The sequence below is a fragment of the Burkholderiales bacterium genome (genome assembly GCA_015075645.1).
Lineage (GTDB): Bacteria > Pseudomonadota > Gammaproteobacteria > Burkholderiales > Casimicrobiaceae > VBCG01.
Window position 1 is genome coordinate 208,295 of sequence record JABTUF010000007.1, and the last position, 22,231, is coordinate 230,525.

21 protein-coding genes and 6 pseudogenes are annotated in these 22,231 nt (G+C 66.1%); 16 read left to right on the plus strand and 11 right to left on the minus strand.

Translation table 11 applies throughout. The features are described from left to right. Positions 1 to 158 precede the first annotated feature (158 nt). The 5 genes and pseudogenes from HS109_18785 (at position 159) to HS109_18805 (ending at position 3,599) form a co-directional block, all read left to right on the plus strand. Positions 159 to 521 carry an SDR family oxidoreductase gene (locus HS109_18785; GenBank protein ID MBE7524415.1) on the plus strand — a complete coding sequence of 121 codons (363 nt, stop codon included), beginning with the start codon at positions 159 to 161 and terminating at the stop codon, positions 519 to 521. A gap of 51 nt (positions 522 to 572) precedes the next feature. Beyond that, positions 573 to 842 carry a hypothetical protein gene (locus tag HS109_18790; protein MBE7524416.1) on the plus strand — a complete coding sequence of 90 codons (270 nt, stop codon included), beginning with the start codon at positions 573 to 575 and terminating at the stop codon, positions 840 to 842. Between the two features lie 13 nt (positions 843 to 855). After that, positions 856 to 1,080 (plus strand): annotated as a pseudogene (locus HS109_18795) (DUF924 family protein). 51 nt (positions 1,081 to 1,131) lie between these two features. Then, positions 1,132 to 1,967: pseudogene (locus tag HS109_18800) on the plus strand (LysR family transcriptional regulator). Positions 1,968 to 2,084: 117 nt separating this feature from the next. Further along, entirely contained in the window at positions 2,085 to 3,599 is a 1,515-nt protein-coding gene (locus HS109_18805; protein MBE7524417.1) for a DASS family sodium-coupled anion symporter, read from the plus strand. 159 nt (positions 3,600 to 3,758) lie between these two features. On the opposite strand, the gene HS109_18810 is transcribed toward HS109_18805, so the two are convergent. Beyond that, positions 3,759 to 4,736: a YceI family protein gene (locus tag HS109_18810; protein ID MBE7524418.1), complete on the minus strand. Its 978-nt coding sequence runs from the start codon at positions 4,734 to 4,736 to the stop codon at positions 3,759 to 3,761. A gap of 361 nt (positions 4,737 to 5,097) precedes the next feature. On the opposite strand from HS109_18810, the gene HS109_18815 reads away from it, so the two are divergent. The 5 genes from HS109_18815 to HS109_18835 all read left to right on the plus strand — a co-directional run bounded on the left by HS109_18815 (position 5,098) and on the right by HS109_18835 (position 9,172). Beyond that, complete coding sequence (locus HS109_18815) at positions 5,098 to 5,892, plus strand: hypothetical protein (GenBank protein ID MBE7524419.1); 795 nt, start codon at positions 5,098 to 5,100, stop codon at positions 5,890 to 5,892. Positions 5,893 to 6,180: 288 nt separating this feature from the next. Beyond that, positions 6,181 to 6,594: a RidA family protein gene (locus HS109_18820; GenBank protein ID MBE7524420.1), complete on the plus strand. Its 414-nt coding sequence runs from the start codon at positions 6,181 to 6,183 to the stop codon at positions 6,592 to 6,594. Between the two features lie 14 nt (positions 6,595 to 6,608). Beyond that, the gene (locus HS109_18825; GenBank protein MBE7524421.1) at positions 6,609 to 6,791 is read left to right on the plus strand and encodes a hypothetical protein; all 183 of its coding nucleotides are present in this window, start codon (positions 6,609 to 6,611) and stop codon (positions 6,789 to 6,791) included. Positions 6,792 to 6,885: 94 nt separating this feature from the next. Beyond that, complete coding sequence (locus HS109_18830) at positions 6,886 to 7,809, plus strand: phosphonoacetaldehyde hydrolase (protein MBE7524422.1); 924 nt, start codon at positions 6,886 to 6,888, stop codon at positions 7,807 to 7,809. Between the two features lie 301 nt (positions 7,810 to 8,110). Continuing rightward, entirely contained in the window at positions 8,111 to 9,172 is a 1,062-nt protein-coding gene (locus HS109_18835; protein MBE7524423.1) for an IS630 family transposase, read from the plus strand. 58 nt (positions 9,173 to 9,230) lie between these two features. Here HS109_18835 and HS109_18840 read toward each other — a convergent pair whose 3' ends face one another. From HS109_18840 to HS109_18880, 9 genes and pseudogenes are all read right to left on the minus strand, one after another. Continuing rightward, positions 9,231 to 9,536 (minus strand): HigA family addiction module antidote protein, encoded by a 306-nt coding sequence (locus HS109_18840; protein ID MBE7524424.1) that lies wholly within the window; start codon positions 9,534 to 9,536, stop codon positions 9,231 to 9,233. Positions 9,537 to 9,547: 11 nt separating this feature from the next. After that, positions 9,548 to 9,823, minus strand: a complete 276-nt coding sequence (locus HS109_18845) for a type II toxin-antitoxin system RelE/ParE family toxin (GenBank protein MBE7524425.1) — start codon at positions 9,821 to 9,823, stop codon at positions 9,548 to 9,550. A gap of 137 nt (positions 9,824 to 9,960) precedes the next feature. Then, positions 9,961 to 11,898 (minus strand): annotated as a pseudogene (locus HS109_18850) (DEAD/DEAH box helicase family protein). A 42-nt stretch (positions 11,899 to 11,940) separates the two neighbouring features. Further along, positions 11,941 to 13,121, minus strand: a protein-coding gene (locus HS109_18855) for an IS3 family transposase (protein MBE7524426.1) whose coding sequence is annotated in 2 segments (ribosomal slippage) — positions 11,941 to 12,869 and positions 12,869 to 13,121 — 1,182 coding nt in all. Because the reading frame shifts where the segments join, the coding sequence is not laid out codon by codon here. 69 nt (positions 13,122 to 13,190) lie between these two features. Then, positions 13,191 to 13,628, minus strand: a pseudogene (locus HS109_18860) (DEAD/DEAH box helicase). 53 nt (positions 13,629 to 13,681) lie between these two features. Next, positions 13,682 to 14,572 (minus strand): nucleotidyl transferase AbiEii/AbiGii toxin family protein, encoded by an 891-nt coding sequence (locus tag HS109_18865; GenBank protein MBE7524427.1) that lies wholly within the window; start codon positions 14,570 to 14,572, stop codon positions 13,682 to 13,684. After that, entirely contained in the window at positions 14,569 to 15,387 is an 819-nt protein-coding gene (locus tag HS109_18870) for a type IV toxin-antitoxin system AbiEi family antitoxin domain-containing protein (GenBank protein MBE7524428.1), read from the minus strand. Before HS109_18870 ends, HS109_18865 begins: the two co-directional genes overlap by 4 nt. Positions 15,388 to 15,937: 550 nt before the next feature. Continuing rightward, positions 15,938 to 16,291, minus strand: a complete 354-nt coding sequence (locus HS109_18875; GenBank protein ID MBE7524429.1) for a transcriptional regulator — start codon at positions 16,289 to 16,291, stop codon at positions 15,938 to 15,940. Then, the gene (locus tag HS109_18880) at positions 16,288 to 16,653 is read right to left on the minus strand and encodes a hypothetical protein (GenBank protein ID MBE7524430.1); all 366 of its coding nucleotides are present in this window, start codon (positions 16,651 to 16,653) and stop codon (positions 16,288 to 16,290) included. Before HS109_18880 ends, HS109_18875 begins: the two co-directional genes overlap by 4 nt. Positions 16,654 to 17,152: 499 nt before the next feature. Between HS109_18880 and HS109_18885 the strand changes: the two genes are divergently transcribed. Both HS109_18885 and HS109_18890 read left to right on the plus strand, forming a co-directional pair. Then, the gene (locus tag HS109_18885) at positions 17,153 to 17,530 is read left to right on the plus strand and encodes an MFS transporter (GenBank protein MBE7524431.1); all 378 of its coding nucleotides are present in this window, start codon (positions 17,153 to 17,155) and stop codon (positions 17,528 to 17,530) included. 58 nt (positions 17,531 to 17,588) lie between these two features. Then, a complete protein-coding gene (locus tag HS109_18890) occupies positions 17,589 to 18,239 on the plus strand; it encodes an IS630 family transposase (GenBank protein ID MBE7524432.1) in 651 nt (216 codons plus the stop codon). A gap of 88 nt (positions 18,240 to 18,327) precedes the next feature. On the opposite strand, the gene HS109_18895 is transcribed toward HS109_18890, so the two are convergent. Next, positions 18,328 to 18,501 carry a hypothetical protein gene (locus HS109_18895; protein ID MBE7524433.1) on the minus strand — a complete coding sequence of 58 codons (174 nt, stop codon included), beginning with the start codon at positions 18,499 to 18,501 and terminating at the stop codon, positions 18,328 to 18,330. Positions 18,502 to 19,232: 731 nt separating this feature from the next. Between HS109_18895 and HS109_18900 the strand changes: the two are divergent. The 4 genes and pseudogenes from HS109_18900 to HS109_18915 all read left to right on the plus strand — a co-directional run bounded on the left by HS109_18900 (position 19,233) and on the right by HS109_18915 (position 22,226). Further along, positions 19,233 to 20,743 (plus strand): annotated as a pseudogene (locus HS109_18900) (IS21 family transposase). After that, positions 20,712 to 21,449, plus strand: a pseudogene (locus HS109_18905) (ATP-binding protein). Before HS109_18900 ends, HS109_18905 begins: the two co-directional pseudogenes overlap by 32 nt. A 40-nt stretch (positions 21,450 to 21,489) precedes the next feature. Next, on the plus strand, positions 21,490 to 21,693 hold the full coding sequence (locus tag HS109_18910) for a hypothetical protein (protein ID MBE7524434.1): 204 nt from the start codon (positions 21,490 to 21,492) through the stop codon (positions 21,691 to 21,693). A gap of 287 nt (positions 21,694 to 21,980) precedes the next feature. Further along, positions 21,981 to 22,226 (plus strand): transposase, encoded by a 246-nt coding sequence (locus tag HS109_18915; GenBank protein ID MBE7524435.1) that lies wholly within the window; start codon positions 21,981 to 21,983, stop codon positions 22,224 to 22,226. Positions 22,227 to 22,231 lie beyond the last annotated feature (5 nt).

Genomic DNA, 22,231 nt, shown 5'->3' on the forward strand with positions numbered 1-22,231 from the left:
CGCAACCGTCGGTGACTTGGGGTCCCACCTTCGGCAAGCGGGGGCACAGGCGCACAGCGGATTGTTCGCACACATTGGATGATCCATCCCGGCAGCGGCGGCTGATCGCGCGCGGCCCCCCCTGGACTCCGGGTTCGTCCCTTTACCCGGAGACTCCGATGGCCGACCATTCGATCAAGGGCAAGACCGTACTCATCGCCGGTGGCTCCAAGAACCTCGGCAGACTCATCGCACGCGACCTCGCGAAACAAGGCGCGCGCGCCGCGTCGAAGGATTTCGGCGACCGCGGCATCTCGGCCACCGCCGTCGGTCCGGGTCCGATGGACAGGCCATTCTTCTATCCGGCCGAGAGCGCGGACGCCGTCGCCTACCAGAAGACGGCGGCGGCGCGGTCGAAGTTCTCGAAGACGGGCCTCACCAACATCGAGGACGTGGTGCCGTTCATCCGCTTCCTCGTGTCCGACGGCTGGTGGACCACCGGCCAGACGATCCTGATCAACGGCGGATACACGACGAAGTAGACCGGGCATCGCGAGCATCCGGCGTATGCTCCGGTTGACGGAGGAACTTCCATGCACATGCTCCTCACTATCGTCGGCGGCGTGCTCCTGCTCGGCGTGTTCCTGCTCTTCGGGCACCTCTGGGGTGCCACGGCGCAGGCGGTCGCGTTCGCCGGCAAGGTGTTCCTGCCGGCCTGGCTGCTTGTCGCGGTCACCAACCTCTGGGTCGGCGTGAGCCACGCCGGCTACACCGTGCGCGAGGAGTTGCCGATCCTCGCCATCGTCTTCGTCGCGCCGGCAGCCGTCGCGGCGATGGCGATCTGGTACTTCTCGCGCCCTTGACCTCCAAGGATCGATGCGCCTGTTCTTCCTGCTGCCGTTCGCCCACTCCGAGAACCTGTCCGACCAGGAACTGTCGGTGCGGCTGCACGAACCGCTGGGCGAGCCATGGATGTCACACGCCCGCGGGCACCGCGAAATCGTCCGCCGCTTCGGCCGCTTCCCGCACCGCAACGTGCTGCTGGGGCATCTCACCACGCCCGAGGAACGCGCCTTCCTGGACGCGGATGGGTTCGCCGGCTGGTCGCGCGTTGCGCACAGGAGTGCGCGGAACAGTCCACAATGCGATCCGATGGACAAGCTCGACCAGTACCGCGTCTTCGTGCAGGTGGCCGAGAAGGGGAGCTTCATCCGCGCGGCGCACGCACTCGAACTGCCGCGCGCATCCGTTTCGGCGGCAGTGCAGCAACTCGAGACGAGCGTCGGCACCCGACTACTGCATCGCACGACGCGGGCGGTCCACCTCACTACCGATGGCGCGCTGCTGCTCGAGCGCCTGCGCGCGCTCCTTTCCGATGTCGGGGACGTCGATCAATTGTTCCAGGCTCGGGAACGTCCGGTTTCCGGGCGGCTCAACGTCGACGTACCGAGCCGCATCGCCCGGCGCCTGATCGCACCCTCGCGGCCCACCGTGATGCGACGTCATCCGCGGCTTGTGCTCGGATTGGGCTCGACCGACCGCGCAATCGACCCGGCGCAGGAAGGCGTCGATTGCGCGGTGCGGGTCGGCAGCGTGCAAGTTCGTGGCCTCGCGCTGCGCCCGATCGGACGGTTCGCGCTCATCAACTGCCTGAACCCCGCCTACCTGCACGAGCACGACACGCATGAAGAATCGACGACCTCGCGAAAGGTCACCTGGCGGTCGGATACGCGTCGACTTCCACGGACCGCGAGCTCCTCTGGGAGACGCTCGTGTCCAGCCGGATCCTCACCACCGCGGTGCCGAGCCGGGTGATCGGCAACAACGCCGAGGGCTACATCGCGTGCTGCCTCGCGGGGATGGGAATGATCCAGATTTCCCGGTTCGGCGTGCTGCCGATGCCGCAGGCGGGAGAACTGGTCGAGGTGATGCCCGACGCCCGCGCAGCGCCGGTGGACGTCGCGTTCCTCTATCCGCACCGCAGGTAGCGCTCGCGTCGGCTGTCGGCGTTCATCGAATGGTTCGAAGAACGGGTGGGGCCGCACCTCGAACGGCGGCCCGCCCCGAGCATGAGCACAGCAGGTTCCAACTGAACCGGAGTCCCGATGACCACGCTCGTCCATTCCGTGCCCCCTGCCGCGCCTGCTGCGTCCTTCGCGCAACGCGCCGGACTCGTCGCCGCCGTCGTCGCGTTGGTCGCGATCATGGCGCTCCCTCCCGCATCCGGCCTGCCGCCCGCCGGCCAGGTGATGCTGGCGATCCTGGCCTTCGCCGTCATCGTCTGGATGACCGAGGCGCTCGACTATGCGGTGAGCGCAATCGTCATCGGCGCGTTGATGATCTTCGGCCTCGCCTTCGCGCCCGACGTCGCGAAGCCTGGCGGGCCAGCGATGGGATCGGGTGCAGCGCTCAACCTCGCGCTGTCGGGTTTCGCGAGCAGCGCAGTCGCGCTGGTGGCGGCGGCGTGCTTCATCGCCGCGGCGATGACCGCGACCGGGCTCGACCGGCGCATCGCGCTCGTCGTGCTCTCGCGAGTCGACGCGCGTGCGGGCCAGATCGTCATCGGTGCGATGGTGGTCGGCCTGCTGCTCTCGTTCGTCGTGCCGAGCACGACGGCGCGGGTCGCCTGCCTGATGCCGATCATGATGGGCTTCATCCTCGCCTTCAAGGTCGACAGGCGCAGCCGCTTCGCCGGATTGCTCGTCATCACCGCGGCCCAGACCGCGAGCGTGTGGAACATCGGCATCAAGACGGCGGCGGCGCAGAACATGGTCGCGGTGGGCTTCGTCGAGAAGCAGTTCGGCGGCACGATCACCTGGACCGAGTGGTTCGTCGCCGGCGCGCCGTTCTCTGCGCTGCTGACGATTGCGCTCTACTTCATCATGACCCGGATGATGAAGCCCGAGATGGACGAGATCGCCGGCGGCCGGGCGGCGATCCGCGAGCAGCTCGACGCGTTGGGGCCGATGACGATGCGCGAGTGGAAGCTCCTGACGGTGGTGCTCGTACTGCTGGGCTTCTGGTCGACCGAGAAGGTGCTGCACGACTTCGACACTTCGTCCACGACGATCGCCGCCATCGCGCTGATGCTGCTGCCGCGCGTCGGCGTGATGGACTGGAAGGCGTCGCAGAAGGGCTTTCCCTGGGGCACCGTGGTGCTCTTCGCGGTCGGCATCAGCGTCGGCACCGCGTTGCTGCGCACGCAGGCCGCCGGCTGGCTCGCGACCCTGATCGTCACGCACCTCGGCCTTCAGCAGGCGAGCGCCTTCGCGATCCTCATGCTGCTGTCGGTGTTCCTGATCGTCATCCACCTGGGCTTCGCCAGCGCGACCGCGCTCGCCTCGACGATGATCCCGATCGTCATCAGCGTGCTCGGCAGCGTAGAGACGCCGGGCATCAACGCCGTGGGGATGACGATGCTGCTGCAGTTCGTCGTCAGCTTCGGGTTCATCCTGCCGGTCAACGCGCCGCAGAACATGATCGCGTACGGCACCGACACGTTCGAGGCGCGCGACTTCGTGCGCACCGGATCGGTCATCACCGTGGCGGCGTTCGCGCTGCTGGTGGTCTTCGGCCTGACGTACTGGCCCTGGATGGGCTACATGACGAAAGGAGCTTGATGCGCGCGGACCTGATCGCGCACGACCTGCCGGCCGCGCGATTCCATCAGGAACGGTTGCAGATGCGCTGACTGCCGCGGCGCGCGGCATGTTGCGCAGCCCCCTGACGCCTGGCCTCCGGCGCCATGCACATCCGACGGAATCAGGTCCTCGCCAGACTCATTGCCTGAAGGCCTCGATCGTGGCGCCGATGCGCACCGTCTTCGGCATGCCCGCCTTCACCAGGTAGTCCATGCCCCACTGCGTGCGGTCGAGCACGGCCTCGAAGTCACCGCCGCAGGCTTCGGTCTTCGTGCGCTGGTTGGGGTAGCAGCGGAACTGCGCCGCCTTCAGCGTGACCGGGTGCGTGCGACCCAACAGCGTGAGTTGGCCGGGCACCTCGACGAGGCGCTCGCCGTCGAACACCAGCCGGTCCGATACGAAGCGCATCGTGGGGTGCTTCGCGACGTCGAACAGATCGGCCGAGCGCAGATGCTCGTCGAAGCCCTTCGAGCCGCTGTAGACGCTCGCCACCTGCACCGTGATGTCGATGGCTCCGGTCCGCGCTTCCTTGTCGAAGCGCACGGTGCCCGCCACGTCGCCGAAGCGTCCGCGGTTGATCGAGGCGCCGTTGTGGTCGATGGCGAACGTGGCATAGGTGTGATCGGCGTCCAGCTTGTAGTCCGCCGGAGCGGCACACGGCCGATGCCCGGCCACGAGCGCCCCGTCGCTCAACGCGTGCCGCGCCCCGGGTTCAGCCGGACCGATGCGTGTCCCATCATCGGGCCGGGCGTATCCCACAGTGCATCGTTGAACGCACGGGTCAGCGGGTCCACGGGCGCGCCGAACGGGGACGACGGCCTCGCCGGCGCATGGGCGAACATCCGCTGGAACGCCGCAGCCGGCGACTCGGAGGCCTGCGCACCGGGCGCGGGCGGTTGCGCGGCAGACGCTCCGGCGGATGGCGCCGCGGCCGGACGAAGCTCGGCAGCGGCATGTTGCGGGTTCACGGCGTCGGCGTGCGCGTGCAGCGGGAGCAGCACGGCGCAGGCCAGGATGGCAGGCAGGGCAAGTGCGTTCATGGCGTCGTCCTCGAAGCGTGGTCTGAGAGACTCTTGCCTGCCCCGGATACCAGGGACCAGGCGTCGTGGCGCGCATCCTGATCGGCGGCGGCCAACGAATCGCTGACGGATCGGGGGGCGTTGCGCCGCCCGCTCACCGATCGCTGACCGATCGGCCGCACGGTCGTCGCGTTGTCGTGCGAAGGCGGGAATGGGCCATCCGGCACCTTCCGACGGACGCGCCCGGCCCGGTCAGCGCTGGATGGAGGTTTCGCGGCGGCCGAGCCGCGAAGCACGCCGTTCGGCGTGCGGCGAATCGAACGCCGCAAAGCAGGATCTCGCCGCCGTCGCCGCGCATCGCGCGGGAACCCTCGAGCGCGGCGCCCTCGGGTTCGAGGGCAACGACGGACGCCCTTCCTGTAGTATCGCCACGGCCGCTTCCGGAAGGCACGCGTTCCATGCGCATACGATGCCTCGCGATCCTGCTGGCGCTCCTCGCGTCCGCCGCCGGGTCGCCTGCGCGCGCCGAGACCCGGCTCGGCGATGGCTGCGACCTTGCCGTCCTCGGAGTCGCGGACACTGCCGAGTTCCTGCGCTTCGACCGCGCCTTGAAGACCGCGCTCGACGCCCAGGACGCGGCGGCGCTCGCGCTGCTGGTGCGTTTTCCGCTGCGCGTGAACCACGCGGACGGCGGCCGGATCTCGCTCGACAACGTCGCTGCATTGCAATCGCACTTCGCGCAGGCGTTCGACCCGGCGGTGCGCTCAGCCGTCACCCGGCAGGAGTCCGAATCGCTGTTCTGCAAGGCCGACGGCGGCGTGATGTACGGCGACGGCGAAGTCTGGGTGGATCGGGTCGACGTCGGGCGAGGCCGACAGTTTCGCGTCACCACCGTCAACGTGCCCGCCGGCGCGGCGGCGAAGGCGCGAGCCGAGACTGCGCCGAAGCCGCGCGTCGCCTGCAGCACCGACCAGCATCGTGTGGTGATCGACGGCCGGGACGACGCGGCCCCGCGCTACCGCTCGTGGAACAGACCGCACGCGCCACCCGACCCGCCCGCGCTCGATCTCGTCGGCAAGGCCGACGGCGAAGGCAGCGGGTCGTGCTTCCACCGCATCTGGCGCTTTCGCAACGGCGATACCGAGTACGTGCTCAGCGAACCGGGGTGCAGCCCGGACACGCCGAAGGGCGCGCGGGCGGAACTCGAGGTGTTGGTCGCCGGACGCTCGCGGCTGCGGTCGTGGTGCTACTGATCGAACGCCGGGTCGAGCGGCAATCCGCGCGCGTCGCGAACCGCGCATGCGCATGGCGGCCGGGATCGGAGCCGCCCCGGCGCTTCCGAAGGCCACCGGACCTGAGTCAGGCTGCCATCGTCAGCCGGCTCGCAGATGGATGGCACGACGTCCGGCCGTCAACGGCGGAGGCCCTGACCCGGCCAACGGAGCGTACGGCGTCCTCCGCTCCGCGCATTGCGCTGACTCCGGCTCCGGTGCGTCCGTCGCCTGTGTCGATTTTCCGAGTCCTGAAAGGTCCCGGCCATCATGTCCAACAACATCCAACGCCTTCGCCTGCCGGAGAACGATCCCACGTTCGGCAGCAACAAGGTGTTCGACCTCTTCCAGTATTCGCCCGCAGTCAAGGCGGGGGGTCTGGTCTTCATCGCCGGCCAGGTCGGCATTCGTCCCGACGGCACGGTGCCGGACACCGCCGAGGAGCAGATCGATCTGGCGTTCAAGCGCCTGGGCGCGATCCTCGAACACGAGAGCCTGGGCTTCGATGACCTGGTCGAACTGGTGTCGTACCACGTGCGCATCGACGAGCAGCTGGCCCGGTTCCGGGAAATCAAGGAGCGCTACGTCACGCGCGACTTCCCGACGTGGACCATTCTCGGCGTGGCCGCGCTGGCCCGACCGAACCTGCTCATCGAGATCAAGGCCGTCGCCGCCGCTGGGTGACTCCGGCGCGGCGCATGCCTGAATGCGCGCCCGCGTTCGTCAAGGCTGCCAGGACGACCCTCGTGCAGTGCGAGGACAGGGAAACGTTCCTCGACAGGACGCTCGATTTCCGGCGGGCATTCGCGGAGGCCGTGATACCGTATCGGTTCGAGGACGCGAGGCTCTCGGCGACGATCACAGGAGCGATGGCCTCCTGAACCGGCAACAGAGTGTGCTCGAAGCCGCGTCGATCGCCGGTCTCCGTACCGCGACAGTGCGACTCTTCCTTCGAGAAACCCATAGGGGCTGGAAATGACTGCATCGCTGATTGATCGCGTCTCCCCGGTCGGCCGCGTGCCGGACGACCTCCGCCGCGCCGCGGCGCAACAGCAGAAGTTCGACCAGGACAACACGCAGCGCAGCGTGGGCTACGTCATGCTGGACTGTTCGGGCACGGTGATGGACCGGTACGTCGACGCGCCCGCGATCGTGTTCGTCGCCGTGTTCAGGAAGTACGGCCTGGAGATCTCGATGACCGAGGCGCGCGCGCCGATGGGCCTGCGCAAGGACCTGCACATCAAGGCGATCACCGAAACGCCCTCGGTGCGCGAGCGCTTCAAGGCCCGATTCGGGCGCGAGCCGAACCAGGGCGACGTCGACGCGATGTTCGCCGATTTCGTACCCACGCAGCTCGATCTCCTGCGCAAGGGCAACTACCACGAGCTGCTACCGGGTGTCGCCGAGGTGGTGCGGGGCCTGCAGCAGCGGAACATCAAGATCGGGGTGACCACGGGGTTCACGCGAGCGATGCTCGACATCCTCCTCGAGGGAGGGCGCAAGCAGGGCTTCCATCCGGACACCTCGTGCGCCGGGGACGATGTCGAGATGCCGCGCCCGATGCCCTACATGGTGATCAAGAACCTCGAACGCATGGGCGTCGTCAACCTCGAGAACGCCATGCGCCGCACCGTCAAGGTGGACGACACGGTTTCCGGAGCGGGCGAAGGAGCGCCGCTGTGCTGGCGCGTGGGCGTGTCCAAGTGGAGCAACTACGTCGCCGACAGTTGGGACGCCGTGCGGAAGATGAGCCCGGCCGAGCTCGAGGCGCGCGAGCGCGCCTCGAAGGAGAAGCTCATCCGCGAGAGCGGCGCCCACTACGTGATCGACGACCTGCGCGACCTTCCCGCGGTGATCGCGGACGTCGACCGCAGGCTCGCCGCCGGCGAGAATCCCTGACGCTGGCCCCGGCCTCGACATCTGCAGGCCGCCGCAGGACCGGCGCAGCGGCAGGCGGGCGCTTGACGTTCCGGGCGTGCGCTGTCGCGCGGTGCGTGGCGGCCCCACACAGTTAACGCGACGCTCGCACGCCAACATCGGCACTGTTGGCGTGCCAAAGCAGCGTTCGTCGCCTTGACGCAGGGCGAATCCGGATCTCAAATTCGACGAGATCGCGACATTTGCTGTTCAGTGAAGATACGGAGGCGCCCTAGTTCATTGAATCATTGAAATCGGATGTATTGTCCCCACATGATGGGGTATGGAACGAATCACTTTGAGCGAAGAACATCGGGCGGATTTGCAATCTTTGACGCGCTCGCGCCACGGCAGTGCGGCGGTGGTGCGTCGGGCGCGCTGCATCTTGTTGTGGTCGGCGGGAGAGCGACGGGTGGACATCCGCGACAAACTGGCGTGCAACGACGGCTTCATTACCCGCTGGACCCGTGCCTATGCCGAACAGGGGTTGCCGGGACTGGTGTCGTACTACCCGGGACGCGCGCCGCGCCAGCCGGCCGAGAAGATCGAGGCGCGAGTGCTCAACTACACCCTCAAGCGCACGCCGCGCGACGGCTCGACGCACTGGAGCAACCGCAAGCTCGCGGCCGAGTTGGGCGACATCAGCTTCATGAGCGTGCAGCGCATCTGGCAGAAGCACGGTCTGCGTCCGCATCGGCTGCGCCGCCACATGATGTCCAACGATCCGGATTTCGAGACCAAGGCGGCCGACGTGATCGGCCTGTACCTCAACCCGCCCGAGCACGCGGCGGTGTTCAGCGTCGACGAGAAGACGGCGATCCAGGCCCTCGACCGCAAGGACCGGATGCTGCCGCTCTCCCCGGGGCGCGCCGAGAGTCACGGCTTCGAGTACAAGCGCAATGGGACGCTGAGTCTGTTCGCTGCCTTGAATACCCGCACCGGCGAGGTGATCGGCAAGACCGCCGCCCGCCACACCAGCGAGCAGTTCGTCACCTTTCTCGAAGAGATCAAGGCTTCGCAACCGGCCGACCGGGAAATCCATGTGATCTGCGATAACGTCAGCAGCCACAAGACCGAGCGGGTGCGTGCGTTCCTGCAGGCCAACCCGAATGTGCAGATGCACTACACGCCCACCTACTCGTCGTGGCTCAACCAGGTCGAGAACTGGTTCTCGCGCATCCAGCGCAGTGTCATCACCCGTGGCGTGTTCACCAGCGTCAAGGATCTCGACAAGAAAATCATGCGATTCATCCGCCAGTACAACAAGGACGCTCGGCCCATCAAGTGGAAGTACGACAATCCCAGACGTCGATATCACGCCGATTTTTCCGTTTCAGTGAACTAGTTGCGAACGCGGGACGGCTCCCACCCTCCGGATTGCGCGCCGTATCGCGCGCGGACGGTCACGCCGCAGTCGGCTGAAAGATGCGGATCCTCGGCGCGAGCTTCGCGCGCAATTCTCGGTCTGCGACCCGCATGTCGTACTCGGACTGCAGGTTCAGCCAGAACCTGGGCTCCATGCCGAAAAAGATCCCGAGCCGAAGCGCGGTGTCCGCCGTGATGGGGCGCTGACCATTCACCAGTTCGCTGATCCGGCTCGGCGAGACGTCGATGTCCGCCGCAAGCTGACGGGCGCTGATGCCCATGGGCTTCATGAAATCCTCTAGGAGGATCTCGCCGGGATGAATCTCCTCGAGCAACTTGGGCATTTCTAGAACTCCTAGTGGTAGTCCACGATCTCGACGCTGTGCGCTCCGTCCGACTTCCAGACGAAACAGACCCGCCACTGGTCGTTGATGCGAATGCTGTGCTGGCCCCTGCGGTCGCCCTTCAGTGCCTCCAGCTGGTTGCCCGGCGGGATTCGCAGGCATGGCTCGGTGGCGGCGTGGATCTGGAGCAGCTTTCGCCGAGCGACGCGCTCGATGTTGCGGAAGCGGGCTATCGAGTGGCTATGAAACAGGGCCTCGGTATCGGCGCACGCGAACGAGCGAATCATGCTGCATGATGATCCGCAATACAGGTTCTGTCAAGCGGAACTCGTCGTTAGGAATCAGACCACCGCACGGTGGCCCCGCTCCTTGGAACCAGCGGCGTCGGCGTGAGCGTCCCGAGTGTTGCCGCCAGGTGCATCAATCAAGGCGCGTTCGGATGTATCGATTGAGGCATGACCTGCATGACGGTCTGCGCTTCGGCAATCCGATAGCTCATCGTACGGTAGCCGCGCTGGCGCTTGTCCCACATTCGCAGTAGAGCCGGGTGCCCGGCGTCCACGAAGTCGATGATCCGAACGCTGGCCTTGTCGGCGTGCTCTCGATGCAACCGGCCAGCGTACTGCTGCAACGTTCCCTTCCACGAGACGGGCATCGCCAGGACCAGGGTATCGAGGGGCGGATGGTCGAATCCTTCGCCGACGAGCTTGCCGGTGGCGAGCAGAATACGCGGCGCATCGGGTGGCAGCGCATCGAGTTCTGCGATGAGCGTAGCGCGCTGTTTCCTGGACATCCGTCCGTGAAGAACGAAACGCTGCGGGGCCTCTGCACCCAACGCCACCTGGATGGCGTCGAGGTGCTCAGTGCGCTCGGTCAGGACCAGCACCTTGCGGCCCTGATCGAACGCATTCCTGATTTCTGCGGCGATTGCCGCTGTCCGCGCCCGATCGTTCGCGAGGTGCCGAAACACCTCCTGAATCCCAGACGCCGGCGACAGATCGATTCGAGCAAAGCATGATCGAGGCAGCACCTCCAGGTCGTGGGGAGCGTCCACAGGCCTCGCCGCCGTGTGCCGGATCGGTCCACACTGCATGAAGATGATCGGCTGCTGACCATCACGCCGGATCGGCGTGGCGGTCAGGCCGAGCACGTACTTGGCCTTGCATCGCTTCAGGATGGCGTCGAAAGACACGGCGCCGACGTGGTGGCACTCGTCCACGATGACGTGGCCGTAGTTCTCAACCAGGGCCTTGACCTCGCCTTGGCGGGACAGCGACTGCATCACCGCGATGTCGATCTTGCCGGTGGGCTTCGCCTTGCCGCCGCCGAGGGTCCCGACCACGTCCCCGCACACACCAAGAAACGTCTGCAATCGCTCCTGCCACTGCTTGAGCAGCTCGGTTCGATGCACCAGCACCAGGGTGTTTACGCCGCGGCGCGCGATCATCGCGGCAGCGGTAACGGTCTTGCCGAATGCGGTCGGGGCGCACAGCACGCCCACGTCGTAATGGAGCATCGCGGCAGCAGCCGCTTCCTGATCAGCTCGAAGCGTCCCGACGAAACGGGCACCAATCGGCTCGCCGGCGTTGCGCTCGTCCCTCAGATCACAGCGGATTGAGTTTTGGCGCAGCAAGTCCTGCGCGGCATCGAGGCAGCCGCGCGGCAGTGCAATGTGACGGGGATAGTTCTCGGCGCAACCGATCACCCGCGGCTTGTCCCACACCGACAGCCGCATGGCCTGTGCCCGGTAGAACTCGGGGTTCTGAAACGCCGCGAGGCGGATCAGGCGGTTGGCCAATGGCTGGGGGAGCCCAGCCTTCTCGAAGTAGAGGAGGTTCGCCAGGGTCACGGTGAGTGACATCGGCATCGCGCCCGCAATCTTCGCAGGCGGTGGCGACGTGCGCTTCCACGGCGTCGCCAGATCCTCATCGTCGATGAAGGTCACGTCGAGGGGATGCACGCCACCTGTCGCCCGAACGATCGTCGGCTCGATGTCGTGCGGCGACATCGGCTGGATCGACGCCAGGAACTCCCACTGGTCGGGGTGTGGTCGCAGGTCGGAGTCGACAAACACAGTGAAGCCGTTCTCCCGCGGCCTCTTCTGCAGCGGCAAGGCGATCAGATTGCCAAAGCCGCCCTTGGGCATGGTGTCCTGATTGGGAAACAGTCGATCGTAAGACGAGAGTTCCAGTTGCCGCGTGCGCGCGCAGGTGTGACTGATGATGGCCGTGCCCAACCGACGGGCGTCCCGGGCCGATACGCGGTTGGCGAAAAAGATCCAGGCGTGCGCCCCGTTTCCCGAGCGGGAAATCTCGACCGCCACCGGTACGCCGAGATCGGTGCACGAACCGGCGAAGGCCCGAACTGAGCTTCCCTCTGTTTTTCGTCCGCCAAGGGAACGGGGTCATGCTGCCACGGCTTGCTCGTGCTGACTGCTGATCCAACCGGCCAGGAACCGCGCCGGCGAAACATAGCCGAGCGTCGAGTGCTTGCGCCTGCGGTTGTAGAACACCTCGATGTAGTCGAACAGATCGGCGATCGCCGCCTCGCGCGTCGCGTACCGGGTGCCATGCACGCGCTCGTTCTTCAAGCTGTTGAAGAAGCTCTCGGTCGGCGCGTTGTCCCAGCAGTTCCCCTTGCGGCTCATCGAGCAGGTCATGCCGAACTCGACCAGCTTGTCCTGGAACACGCCGCTCGCGTATTGGCTGCCCCTATCGGAGTGATGCATCAATCCAGGCGCCGGCTTGCGGCGAAACCACGCCATCGTCAGTGCATCGACCACGATATCCGCCGTCATCCGCGGCTTGATCGACCAGCCGACCACCTCGCGGTTGAACAGATCGAGCACCACGGCCAGGTACAGCCAACCCTCATCGGTCCAGATGTACGTCAGATCGGCCGTCCACACCCGATTGGGCGACGCCGGCGCAAACTCCCGGGCCAGCAGGTTGTCCGCCACCGGCAGCGCGTGCCTGGAATCGGTCGTCGCCTTGAACCGGCGCTTGTGCCGCGCCCTCAGGTCATGCTCCCGCATCAGCCGCTCGACCCGCGCCTTGCTCACCTGGTAGCCGCGCTCCCGCAGCTCCCGATACATCCGCGGCGAGCCGTAGGCCGCCTTGTACTGCGCGTGCACGCTGCGCAGCAGCGCCAGCAGTTGCCCATCGGTCAGCCGTGTGCGATCCGGCCTGCCGCCACCCTTCCAGGCCCGATACCCGCTGATGCTCACCGTCAGCGTGGTGCACATCGTCGGCAGCGGAAAGTTCTTCCGTTGCGTGTCGATCCAGGCGTACTTCACAGTGCATCTTTCGCGAAGTACGCCGTCGCTTTTTTTAGGATTTCATTCTCCATCCGCAGCCGCGCGTTCTCGGCCCGCACCCGCGAGAGCTCCATCTGCTCCGGCGTAATCGCCTTGGCTCCCGGCGGATTGAGCTTCCCCGCCTTCGCCGCCTTCACCCAGTTTCGCAGCGTCTGCTCGACCAACCCCAGGTCGCGCGCCACGACCGCGACCCCCTGGCCGCTGCGAACCCGCTTGACCGCCAGTTCCTTGAACTCCGCCGTGAATTCCTGCTTCGGTACCTTGAACATTCCCAACCTCCATTTCGCCTATCCTATCCAAAGACCCTTGGAAGACGAAATTCGAGGGGAAGCTCAAACATCCTTTCTCCACTCGGCTTCGTCGAAGTCGATCGCGAGGAAGTAACAGCTGTCGTCCTCCAACAGCGGGTAGACACCGATCGTCTGGTCACCGGCCAGGTGGGCGTAGATGGCAGCGTCCGAAAGCGGGATCAACGAGCGATTCGGGCAGTCGCCGCACTTGATTCGTGGCTTCTCGCAAACTCCAGCGCGCCACTCGTTCGCACAGGCAGGTGCGTAACCTGACCGGCCGGTCGTCCTGCTCTCCCAGCGCACAGGGTAGACGTCCGTGCGACCCCGAAACCGCCGGCGAAAGAGTGCCACTTTCGCCTCGGTGGAGAGTCGCGACGATTCGGGTCGCGGAGGTGACGTTGCGGGTTCAGGCGTCAGACGCCACTCGATTCCGTTTGCCTCCAGGAGCGCGATCAGTCGCCGGTTCTCCGCCTGCAGCACGGCCAAGGAGTCGGGCCCCGAAGTCGATTCCTTGCTGGGTAGCGGTCGCACGGAAGCCTTCATTGCGACCGTTGCCGATCTCGGGGCATGAGCAACGCCGGATACCGCTTTGCACTCAGTTCCGCGATGACCTCACCGGAGAGCTTCCATCCGTCTCCGCTGATTCGCGCGATCACCTCCGTCCAGACGCGCTCGAATGCCCGGATCGCATCCTCATTGGTCCAGTGCACGCCCGCCGGGAGCATCGGCGCGACGTCTTCGGTCAGGCTTCGGGTCAACTTCTCCAGCATGCGCTGCTCCGCCATCGCTCGCGTGATCGGCTTGCCCTCGAGGGCCAGGTAGTGGTCGAAGCAGGCGATGACTTTCTGCGGGTCCAGGTGCAGCTGTTCGAGCCCCTGGTGCAGATCGAACAGGTCACGGTTCCTGCGCCGCTGCAGCAGTGCGCGCAGCTTCGTGCCGAACAGTTCCTCGGGCTCGAAGGAGCCGATCTCCGCCGTTCCGCGGTACCAGTCGTTTTCCACGGCAAACGGATACCGTCGAACGCCAAGCAAGCTCTTGTGCTCCCGGGTGTTGATCTCGACCTTCAGCTTGAGCGTCGCCTGCGCATCGATCTCGGGCGTGAACTTGAACACCAGGTGCATCGAGTGCCCGGCCTGCTCCCGGCTGCATTTCCCGAGCCACGACAGCGCCGCGCGTATCGCGTCGACCGTGCCACCGATGGGCTCGGGATGCGTCTGGACCAGATCGATGTCTTCCGAGTAGCGCAGCGGTTGCTCGAGGAGCAGCTTGTGGATCGCCGTACCGCCGCGGAATGCGATCTTCCCCGCCAACGTCGGCGCATTGAACAGGTCGCACAGGGCGCGACAGATGATCAGGTCCTGCTCGACCTGACGCACGTCCGGCCACGGCGCTTTCGTACTCCACGCCTGCAGGAAGGCGGTGGGAATCACTCTGCGATCTCCACCGCTTCATTGATCAGGAGCCGCCACCGTAGATTTCGCTCGGCGGCCCCTGCCAAGGCTTTCACGAGCGGCCTCGCGGCCGGATCGAGCGGCAGTGCCGTCCTGGCACGTTTCACGAACCCTTGCAACGCATCGGCCTGGCGCGCGTGTCCCGCGAGATCGAGCAGGTAGCCAAGCCGACGGACCGCCGAGTTCTCGTAGGCGCCGGCAGCCTTCTGCAGCAAGCGCGGGCTGGCCTTGGCGCCAATGTCCTTGACGATCTGTGCGACGCCGTTGATGCCCGCCGCCTTGTGGAAGTAGCGCACGCAGTCGAGCAGCGTCAGCTCGATGCCAGCCACGTTGGCGAAGCCGGCGTCGCTCTTCATCTGTCCGACCAACGCCGGTTGATTGACCTGGCTGAAGATCGTCGGCGCCTGATACAGAAACTGCAGTCGATGGCGGCCGAGGTCGAAGTCGCGCAACTGCCTCGGGACGACGACCTGGAAGACCATGCTGGCCTGGTGCGAGGCGCCGTGGAACGCCGCCGCGCGCAGCAGCGAAATACGGTAGTCGACTCCCTGATGTCTCATCAGCGGGTCGATCCACTTCACCGGGTCCGGCGCGCCGGCGACCTGATCTTCAGGGCGCAGGATGAGATAGAAGCCGTGCCTGGGGTTCGCGAGGCGGCGCTTGTTGACCGAACGGGTGATCGCCGCCGCGAGTGCCGAGGGGTTCAGGCCAAGCGCTGCGGCTATCTCATCCCGGGAGAAGTAGGCTCGGCCGCGGGCGAGCAGATCGTCGAGGTAGGACTCGAGAGAAGCCATGCCAAAACATACGCAAAACTCGACAGAAAATCAAGCGTTTTGCATATGACTTGGGTTACTCCCACTCAATCATCAACGAGACTTCTAAGCTGTTGATTTGTAAGGTGCTTGCCCCTGCCTCGCAGACTCTTACCGTCATTTTTACCGTCAACCTGTCAGGCACCAGCATTGGCGCGGGTTTCCGGTCGGTTCTGCGAAAACTCACCTTTCGAGATCTATCGACATCTATCGACTCCGATGACGGCTGCCAGCGCTATCGGCGCCCGCCCGTGCCGGTCGGGTAAGCACCCCAAAAGGGGCCGACATCAATCACGCTAAATCATTGTCCCGCAAGACTTTTCGCCCATGTTTTTACCGCCACGGTGCCGCACGAGCGGTGCGATTGAGGGACTCCATCGAGATCCGCTGACTTGAACACAGCTCTCGGCGAACGATCTGGCAGGGCCGGATCGCCCGGCGCAGCCAAGATTGGCATGCGGCTGCCCTTCCTACTCCGCCCTGCCCCGCCGTACAGCAGTGACTCTTCTGCGAAACAGGCGAGCACGCGATCTCAAGCGGCGACCAGGATCTTGAACTCGGTCGCCTTCACGACCGGCCTGACGTGGGTCCTCTCGCGCTGAAGCTCCACCAGCCCGTAGCGCGACAGCGTCTTCAAGGTGCGCGACAGGTTGCCCGGTTGCCGTCCTGTGGCCTTGGCCAGAACCGCCATGGAATCGGGATTGGTCTCCCGGATCACCTTCAGCAGCGCGCGGTTCTGATCGCTCAGCACTTCGGCCACCGACTTCATGGACGTGAACCAGATCTTAGGCTCGCCCGCCCTGGGCGTGTACTCGCCTTTGGCGATGGCGATCGCCCTCGCCCGGATCTGCTCCTGGGGCATCACGCCGATGACGATGGTCTTCATTGCTGTGCTTCCTTGATGACGCGATCCACTTCTGCGAAGAAGTCCTGCATCAGCCGGTGCGCCGATTCGAACACGTAGGGCACGCCTTTGTCGCTCGCGGTCCGGTGACGATGATCGTAGGGCAGGCGCCGCCCAGCGAACTTGAACTTCTTCGGCGGCTTCACCGCATGTGCGTTGTCGTAGCCCAGGACTCGGGTGCCGTACTTGTCGTGCAGCGTCAGGCTGTACCTGATCCCGTGGTGAGCATGCTCCGACGGCGGGATTCGCCGTACCTCGATCTTGATCCAGTAGCCGCCCTCTTGCTCCAGGATGCTGCCGTCCAGATCAAGGAGCGTGTCGAGGCCGACGTCAGGACCGTTCATCGCCTGCTGACTATATCATCTGATGATAACAAGAACATACCTTGCCTTCCGCATCGCCAACTGAATGTCGCCTGAAACGCCGTCCACGATCCGGCGAAATGGCCGTCCACGATGGAGCGAAATCCGCACTCACACGCGGAAGCGCGAGGTGGTCGCCGTAGCGCCTGCTCGTGTCGTAACACCTCGCCTTCAAAGCGTGAGGCATCGGCAGTGGCGTTACGGGCGAGTTGGCCGAAGGCGACCACTCCAGATTGAACAGCATCGGCTGCTACCCAATCCCTGAAAGAAGTCGATCAATGAGGTCGCTGGCTTGTCGCTGTCGCAGCACCCTCGCCTCCCGCTGCCCTGCATCATCACCCTCCCCGCGCGCTCGACGCCGGGGAACTGGCGCTGCCCAGCTTCGCTTGGGCCGCCAACGGCGATCCGCTGAACGCGGCGACCCCCCGTCGCCTTCGGCACGCTCGCCGATCGCCGGGGACCGAAGGAGGCACTTCTGGCCATGTGCGCAGCGCTGTCGGCAGCGATCCTCTTGCTTGCCTTCGGCCATGCCGATTGGGTGCCCGTCGCCGCCATCGTGCTGCTCGGCCTCGTCTATGGATCGATCCAGGCCGTGTTCCGCTCGCTGTACGCCTCGCTCGTGCCGCCCGGCCAGGCGGCGGAGATGTTCGGCTTCAACGCGGTGGCCGGACGTCTGTCGGCGGCGCTCGGACCGCTTGTCTTCGGCGTCGCCGCGGCGCTGTTCGGCAGCCAGACCTGGGCGCTCTGCCTGCTCCTGCTGCCGCTGGCGGCCGGCGCGTGGCTGCTGGCCACCGCCGGCCTGGGGGGGAACGGGATTGCGGGAGACGGCAGAGCCGATGGCCCCCGCAAGGAGGGCTAGTGTTTCGTCACGTAAATAATGTTATTATTGGTCATATGCACTTGCGGAGGCAAGGTCCATGGCCAATCATGCGCGGCGGATCGAATTGACGGCATCTGACAGAGCGGAACTGGAGCGCCTGCAGCGATCGTCGGCGGGCCCTGCCGGACCGAGTCGCCGGGCGCGAGCCGTATTGCTCTTGGCCGACGAAACAACGGGAGCCGAGGTGGCGCGGCGTACCGGCTACACGTCGGTGCAGATCAGCCGGATTCGCCGCCGCTTCGTCGAGGACGGGCTGACCGGATTGATTGACCGTCCGCGTTCGGGTCGCCCGCCGCAACTCACCGAGGCCAAGCGAGCGCGCATCGTCGCGCTGACGCTCAAGGCGCCACCCAAGGGTCTGACGCACTGGAGCACCCGGGAGATCGCCGAACGGGTCGGCGTTTCCCATGCCACGGTGCATCGAATCTGGCAAGCCCATGCGCTGCAGCCCCATCGGGTCGAAACCTTCAAGTTCACGACCGATCCGCAGGCCGAAGCCAAGATCCGCGATGTGGTTGGCCTCTACCTCAATCCGCCAACCAACGCCGTGGTGCTCAGCGTCGATGAGAAGACCCAGATCCAGGCGCTCGAGCGGACTCAGCCATTGCTGCCCTTGCGGCCCAATCTGCCGGCCCGGCAGACCCACGATTACCATCGCCACGGCCTCACCAGCCTCTACGCTTGTTGACGGGGATCTGAATCCGCGCGATTTTGGGGGTTGGCGCGAAACATCCCCAGAAACGCGCGTCGCGCTGTAGTGCTCCTTGGATTTGGCGTTAGCGCTTGTTCGGTAGTGCCGACAGATCCCAGAACGATCGTCGCCAATTGGAAATGCGGCCCTCGTGGCCGCAGCGCTCGCAGAACCACTCGATGGCGTCGTCGGACGCGATCTCCGTGACCACGATGCCCTTCCTGCACTTGTTGCAGTGGCATTCCCCAGCCTCGTCCATGGTAGCCGGTGCGCTCGCCGCGGCCACGACGCGTCCGAGAAACTCAGCCAGGCGGCGCGCCGGCGCCGGCATCGAACGATGGCGCCCTTCTCGTCAAGGAAGTGGGTGAGATCGGTGATGTACATCCGGCGATGATACGAGGGCCGCGCGCTGGCGGCTGCGCTATGCTCGTGACCGAACGCCGGATAAGCGAAGGCCGGGCGAATTCTTGGCAGAACCCCGGGCCTTCTACATGCTCGCGCGGCACAAGGACGCGTTTGCGCGCCTTTATGCCCGCGTTTCGCGGCGTTGTCCAGCGCTGCGTGCGGGTGCATGAGGGCGGGCGAAGACAGCTACCGGCTGTACAGCTGCCGGCGGTGCGCAACAGGTGCGCATTTGCCGGCGCTGCGACCACGGCAATCAGTACTGCGCCGCTGACTGCGCGCGCATTCGCCGGCGGGGTCGTTGCGCCGGGCCGGGTGCGCTACCAAACGAGCTACCGCGGCGCGAGCCGACACGCCGCGCGGCAGCGACGGTGGCGCGCACGGCGAACACAGGAAGTGACGCATCACGGTTCCCTGCCGCCGGTGATGGCGGTGATAGTGGCGGCACTGTCGATCACGCCCGCGGGGAACGATGCCGACCATGCGCCCGTTGCTGCACCGTTGCCACGCTGCTGCTTCTGTGGCCGGCCGCTATCGCGGTTCGCGCGGACGGGGCCGTTGCGCGGCGGACCATGACGGAGCGCGCCGGTGACCATCGCGCGCGCGCTCGCAGCCGAGATCCTGCGCCTGCACGCCACCGAGCACTGGCCGGTGGGCACCATCGCCAGGCAACTGCGGGTCCACCACAGCACGGTGCGGCGGGTGCTGGCGCAGGCCGGTGTGCTGACGCACCAGCCGGTGCGCGCGTCGATGGTGGAACCGTACCTCGCGTTCATCGCTGAGACGCTGGCGAAGTACCCGACGCTGCGCGCCTCGCGCTTGTACACGATGGTGCGCGAGCGCGGCTATCCTGGCGCCCCTGATCACTTCCGGGCCCTCGTGGCGCGCTTGCGGGCTGCGGCCCGCGGCCGAAGCGTACTTGCGCCTGCGCACCTTGCCGGGCGAACAGGCGCAGGTCGACTGGGCCCACTTCGGCAAGCTCAGTGTCGGCCGCGCGGTAAGGCCCCTGATGGCGTTCGTGATGGTGCTCGCGTACTCGCGCTACTTGTTCCTGCGCTTCTATCTGGGCGCCACGATGCCGTACTTCATCGGGGGTCATGTCGAAGCCTTCAACCACTTTCAGGGCGTCACCCGGATGGTGCTTTACGACAATCTGCGCAGTGCCGTACTCGAGCGGCACGACGACGCCATCCGCTTCCATCCGCGGTTGCTGGAACTGGCGGCGTATCACCGGTTTCAGCCACGCCCGGTGGCGGTGGCGCGCGGTAACGAGAAGGGTCGCGTCGAGCGGGCGATTCGCTATGTCCGCGATGCCTTCTTCGCGGCGCGCCACTTCCGCGATATCGCTGATCTCAACCAGCAGGCGTTGGCCTGGTGCCAGGGGCCGCCGCTGACCGGCCCTGGCCGGAAGATCGCCGCCGTCGCGTGCGCGAGGCGTTCGCCGAGGAACAGCCGCAGCTGCTCGCCTTGCCGAGCACGCCCTTCCCGTGCGAGGAGCGGGTGACGGCGCATGCGCACAAGACACCGTACGTGCGCTTCGATCTCAACGACTACAGCATTCCGCACGCGCACGTCCAGCGCACGCTGACCGTACTCGCCAGCCTCGATACCGTGCGCGTCGTTGACGGCCAGCAGGTGCTCGCCACCCACGGCCGTAGTTTCGATCGTGGCGCGCAGATCGAAGATGCGGCCCACGTCGCCGCCCTGGTGGCCGACAAACGCGCGGCCCGTGCGCATCGGGCGCAGGATCGGCTGCAGCACGCCGCGCCGAGCGCCAAGACGCTGTTCGTGCGCGCGCCGCACGCGGCGCCCACCTCGGCGTGCTCACGCGCGCCTGCTGCAACTGCTCGCCACTCACGGCGCCGCGGCACTCGAAGCGGCCATCGCCGCCGCGCTCGCCGAGGATGCCGCGCATCTGGGGCCGTGCGTCACTTCATCGATGCCCACGCCCACGCCCGCGGCCAACGGCCACCATCGCCGTGGCATTGCCCGAAGACCCGCGCATGCCACTGACCGTGCAGCCACAGCCGTTGAGCGATTACCACCAACTGGCCAGCACCACCACCGATGAGTCCGACCCCAGCGACGCTCAGTCTTGACAGCGCGCGTACGCGCCTGCGCCGGCTCGGCTTCTACGGCCTGCTCGCTCAGGCCGACACGCTGCTCGCCGAGCCATGGCTCGCCCGCGTGCTCGAGATCGAAGACACCGAACGCGCCTGCCGCTCGCTCAAGCGCCGCCTCGATAACGCGCGCCTGGGCGCCTTCAAACCCTCGCCGACTTCGACTGGAGCTGGCCCAGCAAATGCGACCGCAGCGCCATCGAAGAGCTGTTCGCGCTCGGCTTCCTCGCCGAGGCCGCCAATGTCGTGCTTATCGGCCCCAACGGCTTGGGCAAGACCCTGCTGCTCAAAAACCTCGCCCACCAGGCGATCCTGCACGGCCACAGCGCGCGCTTCACGCTCGCCTCCGACATGCTGCACGATCTCGCCGCCCAGGACTCCACCGTGGCCCTGGCCCGCCAGGCTGCGCCGCTACACCCGCTGCACCCTGCTGGCCATCGACGAGGTCGGCTACCTCTCCTACGACGCGCGCTATGCCGATCTCTTGTTCGAGGTCATCACCCGCCGCTACGAGCTGCAGCGCCCCATCGCCTTGAGCACCAACAAAGCCTTCGGCGAATGGAACCAGGTGTTTCCCAACGCCGCCTGCGTCGTAGCGCTGGTCGACCGGCTGCTGCATCGCGCCGAAATCATCGCCCTCGACGGCAAGAGCTATCGCTTCAAGGAAGCACAGGAGCGTGCCGCGCGCAGTCGAAGGCGCGCGCCACCGACCGCCGCCCATCGACGTGATCGCCATGCTGCAACCCAACGACTTGCCGCTGGTCTGTCTGCCCCTCGAACTGCCGCCCGAAGCGGCGGCTGAACTGATCGCTTTCCTGCGCGAACTCACCGAGGCCCTCGAACGCCACTACGCCGCTGAACTCAAGCGCCATTACGACGACATCGCCAGCGCGCGTCGCCAAGCTGCGCCCAACGCCTCCCCGTTCTGATCGACTGCATCAGCTCATCCGGTGCCGCTGCGCGGCGGCCGCTCTATTCATGCCGCGTTGGACCAAACCGCGTCACATCCCCAGAATGACGCGCTTCTGAAACCCCGCCAACACTACGCTGCCCTCGAAGTTGCGTCGGGGCGGGTCCTCGGCGAATGCTCCGAACGCCACACCGGCGCTGATTTCCTGCGCTTCCTCAAGGGTGAGCCGGCGCTATCGCGGACGTGAACTGCACGTGATTCTGGACAACCTCCTCCACCCACTCGACCCCTGACGTACGCGATTGGCTGGAGAAGCACCCTAACGTCTGCTTCCACTTCACCCCGACCGGGGCCTCCTGGCTCAACATGGTCGAGGCATGGTTCGGCATCCTGACCCGCAAGTCCGTACGCCGCGGCTCCTTCGCTTCCGTCAAGGACCTTGTCCGGCATATCGGCAACTACATCGCGCATTGGAATGAGCACCCGACACCATTCGTGTGGACAAAGTCCCCCGCGGCGATCATTCGCAAGGCCGTACGTCGTGGGCGTTAACATGA